Source organism: Vibrio sp. 99-8-1 (assembly GCF_013114595.1).
Lineage (GTDB): Bacteria > Pseudomonadota > Gammaproteobacteria > Enterobacterales > Vibrionaceae > Vibrio.
In genome coordinates this window covers 66,812-73,268 of sequence record NZ_VTXE01000028.1, presented here as the reverse complement: position 1 = coordinate 73,268, position 6,457 = coordinate 66,812, and the positions used below count along the sequence as shown (strand labels likewise).

5 protein-coding genes are annotated in these 6,457 nt (G+C 41.9%); 4 read left to right on the top strand and 1 reads right to left on the bottom strand.

All coding sequences use genetic code 11. From position 1 onward, the window contains the following. The first annotated feature begins 283 nt into the window (after positions 1-283). From pflB to F0227_RS15530, 4 genes are all read left to right on the top strand, one after another. A complete protein-coding gene (gene pflB, locus F0227_RS15545; RefSeq protein WP_171754165.1) occupies positions 284-2,560 on the top strand; it encodes a formate C-acetyltransferase in 2,277 nt (758 codons plus the stop codon). Between the two features lie 137 nt (positions 2,561-2,697). Then, on the top strand, positions 2,698-3,438 hold the full coding sequence (pflA, locus tag F0227_RS15540; RefSeq protein ID WP_171754164.1) for a pyruvate formate lyase 1-activating protein: 741 nt from the start codon (positions 2,698-2,700) through the stop codon (positions 3,436-3,438). Positions 3,439-3,491: 53 nt separating this feature from the next. Continuing rightward, complete coding sequence (locus F0227_RS15535; RefSeq protein WP_171754163.1) at positions 3,492-4,151, top strand: energy-coupling factor ABC transporter permease; 660 nt, start codon at positions 3,492-3,494, stop codon at positions 4,149-4,151. 120 nt (positions 4,152-4,271) lie between these two features. After that, positions 4,272-4,772, top strand: coding sequence for a YfbU family protein (locus F0227_RS15530; protein WP_171754162.1), 501 nt, complete (start codon positions 4,272-4,274; stop codon positions 4,770-4,772). Between the two features lie 89 nt (positions 4,773-4,861). On the opposite strand, the gene eat is transcribed toward F0227_RS15530, so the two are convergent. Beyond that, on the bottom strand, positions 4,862-6,286 hold the full coding sequence (gene eat / locus F0227_RS15525; RefSeq protein ID WP_171754161.1) for an ethanolamine permease: 1,425 nt from the start codon (positions 6,284-6,286) through the stop codon (positions 4,862-4,864). Positions 6,287-6,457: the final 171 nt, after the last annotated feature.

Genomic DNA, 6,457 nt, shown 5'->3' with positions numbered 1-6,457 from the left:
TAGGTATGCTAGAAAGTAAGTTCGGTATTCCGGCTCTACTTTAATTGATTAAAAAATGGGCAGTGATCACACTGCCCATTTTTTTATATATTTTTTTTAATTTTTACAATATAATTTGAATCACAGTTTTGAACTGGTAATTTTGGTTACAATATCTATGGTTAAATAGTTATGAATTTGGTCATAAATATTGTTATTAATTAAAGAGTGTACTGCGTGTTTCGGCACTAGCTTATAAAGCGAAAACAGTACGTAATTTTTCTACTAAAAAGGTAGGTATATCATGGCAGAGCAATTTGCTAAAGCTTGGGAAGGTTTTGCAGCTGGTGAGTGGCAAAACGAAGTTAACGTACGTGACTTTATTCAAAAGAACTATGCACCATATGAAGGTGACGAGTCTTTCCTAGTTTCTGAGGGTACTGAAGCAACTAACGCGCTTTGGGCTAAGGTAATGGAAGGTATCAAACAGGAAAACAGTACTCACGCTCCTGTGGATTTCGATACTTCACTTATCTCTACCATCACTGCACACGATGCTGGCTATATCAATAAAGATCTAGAAACAATCGTTGGTTTACAAACAGATGCTCCGCTAAAACGCGCTATCATCCCTAACGGTGGTATCCGTATGGTTGAAGGTTCAGCGAAAGCATATGATCGTGAACTTGATCCGATGGTTAGCAAAATTTATTCAGAGTACCGTAAAACACACAATGCTGGTGTTTTCGATATCTATACTCCAGACATCCTAGCATGTCGTAAGTCTGGTGTTCTTACTGGTCTTCCTGATGCTTATGGCCGTGGCCGTATCATTGGTGACTACCGTCGTGTTGCTCTTTATGGCATCGACTTCCTAATGAAAGATAAGTACGCTCAGTTTACTTCTCTTCAAGAGCGTTTCGAAAACGGCGAAGATCTAGAAGCGACAATGCAACTTCGTGAAGAAATTGCTGAGCAACACCGTGCACTAGGTCAAATCAAAACTATGGCAGCTAAGTATGGCTGTGATATTTCTGAGCCAGCAAAAACGGCACAAGAAGCGATTCAGTGGACTTACTTTGGCTACCTAGCGGCAGTTAAGTCTCAGAATGGTGCAGCTATGTCTCTAGGTCGTACGTCGACTTTCCTTGATATCTTTATCGAGCGTGACATTGCAGCGGGTACAATCACTGAAGCTCAAGCTCAAGAAATGATTGACCACTTCGTAATGAAGCTACGTATGGTTCGTTTCCTACGTACTCCTGAATACGATGAGTTGTTCTCTGGTGACCCAATCTGGGCAACAGAATCAATGGGTGGTATGGGTCTAGACGGACGTACACTGGTTACACGTTCTAACTTCCGTTTCCTAAACAGCCTATACACTATGGGTCCAAGCCCAGAGCCGAACATCACTGTTCTTTGGTCTGAGCAACTGCCTGACGGCTTTAAGCGTTTCTGTGCGAAAGTATCTATCGATACGTCTTCTATCCAGTATGAAAATGACGATCTAATGCGTCCTGACATGGAATCTGATGACTACGCTATCGCTTGTTGTGTATCTCCAATGGTTGTTGGTAAGCAAATGCAGTTCTTTGGTGCACGTGCTAACCTTGCTAAAACTATGCTTTACACTATCAACGGCGGTGTTGATGAGAAATCTAAAGCTCAAGTTGGTCCTAAGATGGAGAAAATCACTTCTGATGTTCTTTCTTATGACGAACTATGGGACAAGATGGACCACTTCATGGATTGGCTTGCGAAGCAATACGTGACTGCACTAAACAGCATCCACTTCATGCATGACAAGTACAGCTACGAAGCATCACTTATGGCTCTACATGACCGTGACGTGTTCCGTACAATGGCATGTGGTATCGCTGGTCTTTCTGTTGCTGCTGACTCACTGTCTGCAATTAAATATGCAACGGTTAAGCCTGTTCGTGATGAAGATGGTCTAGCGATCGATTTCGAAATCGAAGGCGACTACCCTAAATTTGGTAACAACGACCCACGTGTTGATGATATCGCATGTGAGCTTGTATCTGTATTTATGGGCAAAATCCGTAAACTTAAGACATACCGCAACGCTGTACCAACGCAATCTATCCTAACTATCACTTCAAACGTGGTATATGGTAAGAAGACTGGTAACACGCCTGACGGTCGTCGTGCTGGCGCTCCATTTGCTCCAGGTGCAAACCCAATGCACGGTCGTGATGAGAAAGGCGCTGTTGCCTCTCTAACGTCTGTAGGTAAACTGCCGTTTGCTGATGCGAAAGATGGTATCTCTTATACTTTCTCTATCGTACCAAATGCTCTGGGTAAAGATGACACAGCGCAAAAAGCGAACCTTGCTGGCTTGATGGATGGTTACTTCCACCATGAAACAGGCATTGAAGGTGGCCAACACTTGAATGTTAACGTTCTTAACCGCGATACTCTAGAAGACGCAGTTAAGCACCCTGAGAAATACCCTCAGCTAACAATCCGTGTATCTGGTTACGCTGTACGCTTTAACTCGCTAACTGCTGAGCAACAAGCTGACGTAATTGCACGTACATTTACTGAATCTCTATAATTTAGTCCTGATTCAGTAAAATAAAAAACCTCGCTATATGGCGAGGTTTTTTTTGTAGTGAACAGAGGGAAGTTACTCTGTTTATGTCGCCATATTTGTAATAAAATAACGAAGGTTATTTACTCTGAGAACTTCAAATGTCGCAAACAGGTCGTATCCATTCTTTTGAGTCATGCGGGACCGTCGATGGCCCTGGAATTCGTTTTATCGTCTTTTTACAAGGCTGTTTAATGCGTTGTATGTATTGCCACAACCGAGATACATGGGACACGCACGACGGCAAAGAAGTCACCGTTGATGAGATAATCAATGAAGCCAAATCGTATAAACATTTTATGCGTGCATCCGGAGGCGGTGTAACCTGCTCTGGGGGTGAAGCGATGTTACAACCAGAATTTGTCCGAGACTTCTTCCGTGCAGCACAAGCTGAGGGTATGCACACCTGTTTGGATACCAATGGTTACATTCGCAAACATACAGAAGTGGTAGATGAAGTGTTGGCCGCCTCTGACTTAGTTATGCTCGATCTGAAGCATATGAAGGATGAAATTCATCACGACTTTATTGGTGTATCCAATAAAAGAACGCTAGATTTTGCTCGCTATCTACACAAAATTGGCCAGAAAACCTGGATTCGCTACGTTATTGTTCCCGGCTATACCGACGATGAAGAGTCGGCGCATATGCTAGGTGAATTTATCAAAGATATGGACAATATCGAAAAAGTTGAGTTACTCCCCTATCACCGACTAGGTGCACATAAATGGGAAGCATTAGGCTATGATTATCCATTAGAAGGGATTAATCCCCCAAGTAAAGAAACCATGGATAAAATGGTTGAAATACTTAGCCAATATAACGATAACGTTAAATACTAATTAGAAATTGCCGACTTGTGTCGGCTTTTTTATGCATAAATAGGAGCACAAGGATGAGTGCTTTTCACGTTCTGCCGGGCATCATTGTTATCTTCGCGTTGACCCTATCATTTAAAGATTTTTGGCAACAGCTATTACCTAAACTGCTCTCTGACAAAGCTTTTCAGCACTTTCTATTTTTTATCATGCTAGCGATATTCTTTCTCTGGTCTGCTCAAGCTAGCACAAAAGAATACCTCTCGATTCACCTTCTTGGGTTAACAACCCTAACCTTGCTGCTCGGTTGGCGAAGTGCCTTTGTCATCACCATCATCCCAGTGACGGGTTTGTGTCTCACCTTACAGTTACCCTTTAATCAATTTTTTATCTATTTACTGCTCTCTTCTCTCATTCCTATTCTCATCAGTCATGCCGTTTTCTGGTTAAGTTTCCGCTTTCTACCTAAAAATATATTCGTCTATATATTTGTTGCCGGTTTCTTTGCAGGCGGCATCACTAGCAGCATACATTTCCTTGTTAATAGCCTATTTTATTTATGGCAAGGCAATTACGACTGGAAGACGATTAATGATAATTATCTGCTTTTCTTGCCTCTTCTTATCTTTCCAGAAGGATTACTCAACGGTATGGCGGCAGCAATCATGTCTGTTTTTAAACCAGAATGGCTTAGAACATTTTCTGACAAACATTACCTCTACCCAACCAAGAAATAACAAATAACATTGTATGCTCAAACATTAAGCAACTTAAGGTGATAATCGGTTGCTGAGTCGATAAATACTGGTAATCTAGTGGGCAGATTATTACAAAAATTTAAAAATCGAGGCCCCATTATGGAAATGACTAATGCTCAGCGTTTAATCCTTTCAAATCAATACTACTTAATGTCTCAGCTTAACCCAGAAAACAGCAATAAATACAAAAGATTACAAACTATTGTTGAGCGTGGCTATGCACTGCAAATGCGCGAGTTGGATAAAGAGTTTGGTAAGATTTCAGAAGATGAATGTCGTGAAGTTATCAATATCATGGAGATGTACCATGCCATGCAAGAGTCCTACAAGATGTTAAAAAGCGAAGACCAATCTTCTGTTGATCAGCGCCGTTTGGCTTTCTTAGGCTTTGATATTGCGAGTGAGCACCAGTTAGTAAACTATGTGCGCTTTTTGGTTGATTCTGAAGGACTATACCCTCAATTTGATAAAGCAGACCATCATTTTAATGCCCAGATGCCAATGCTAGAGAAGTACCGTAGAATGTTGACAACATGGCGCAACTGCCCTCGTCAATATCATCTATCTTCAACTGAGTTCGTACAGATATTTAATGCGTAATACAAAATCTGCATAAGATTATTTGACGAATTTTCAGCAAAAAAAAGAGGTCATTCCATGACCTCTTTTTTAATGGTTATCAGATACTGTTACTCATCCAATTCCGCTTCTGCTTTGAAGATAGCTTCAAACTCTTCTTCTGCAGTATGTTTAGACACTTCTTTATGTTTGAACATGAAGTAGTAAATCATACCTGCTGCATATAAACCAACAGCCCAGAATGCCGCTGTTGCGTCATACACGAAGCACGATGTAAGCGCTAATACAGACAAGATTACCGTGATCCATGGAGTGATGATACCACCAGGAGTTTTATACGGACGCTCTAGATCTGGCTCATGCTTACGTAGCAAAATGTGGCTATACGCTTGCAGTGCATAAGAGATAGTTGCACCAAATACCGCAATCATAATCATACGGTCACCTTCGCCAGTTAGCGATGCAAGGAAACCAACAATACCCGGTACAATCAGTGCCCATGCAGGAACTTTACGCTTACCAGTTAATGATAAGAAGGCAGGTAAGTAACCCGCTCTTGAAAGTGCAAATACCAGACGGCTATAACCGTAAATAATTGAGAAGAACGATGCAATCAAACCCGTCAAACCAACAACGTTTACGAAGTTAGCCAGCATTGAGTCTTGACCGTGAACAGCACGCAACGCATCAACAAGTGGTGCAGCATATTCGCCTGTTGCACTTGCGCCCGCAGCACCCGGAACCAATAGCATAACCATTGCCGCAGAGATCAATAGGAAGATCATTGCAGCGATAATACCTTTTGGCATATCTTTAGCTGGGTCTTTTGCTTCTTCAGCTGCTAGAGGTACACCCTCTACCGCTAAGAATAACCACATACCAAATGGCAATGCAGCCCAAACACCACCCCACCCTTGTGGTAGGAAAGTAGTAGAACCGGCAACGGCTGGGTTAGCTGGAATATCAAAAAGGTTAGCCACTTCAAAATATGGTATTAAGCCAAACGCTGTTGCGATAATCGCCACAACGGCCAACGCCGTGATTACCAACATAATACGCAACGCTTCACCCGCACCAATCAAATGAATGCCGATAAAAATTGCATAGAATACTGCGTACACTACCGGACCGTTCCAGCCCACTAATGCTTCTAGGTATCCACCGATAAAGATTACAATTGCCGCAGGTGCAATAGCGTATTCAAGTAATACCGCCAAACCTGTCGCATAACCACCAACAGGCCCCATTACCTTACGTGCAAAACTGTAACCACCACCAGCAGTTGGAATTGCCGCTGACATCTCAGCCAAAGATAATACTAAAGTTAGATACATTAAACCCATCAATATCGATGCGATTAACATACCACCCCAACCAGCAGTTGCGATACCGAAGTTCCACCCTGCATAGTCACCAGATATAACGTAAGAAACCCCTAACGTAGCAAGCAAGAACCAGCCAGCAACTCCTTTTTTGAGCTGGCGATCGTGCATAAACTCCGAGGAACCAAAATCATTTGCTTTATTTTCAGACATAAGCCACCCGTATGATTCTTTTGTAACTCAATGACCTAACATAGGTCGCTGAGTGAATTAACGTATCAATCCTGTTGTAGGGCATGGATTAATACATCCCTTTATTTTTTTAACATACTGCTTGTTCTAATTTACTTTAAAGTGATACTTGTTTTCGTTAATTAAGCCGTT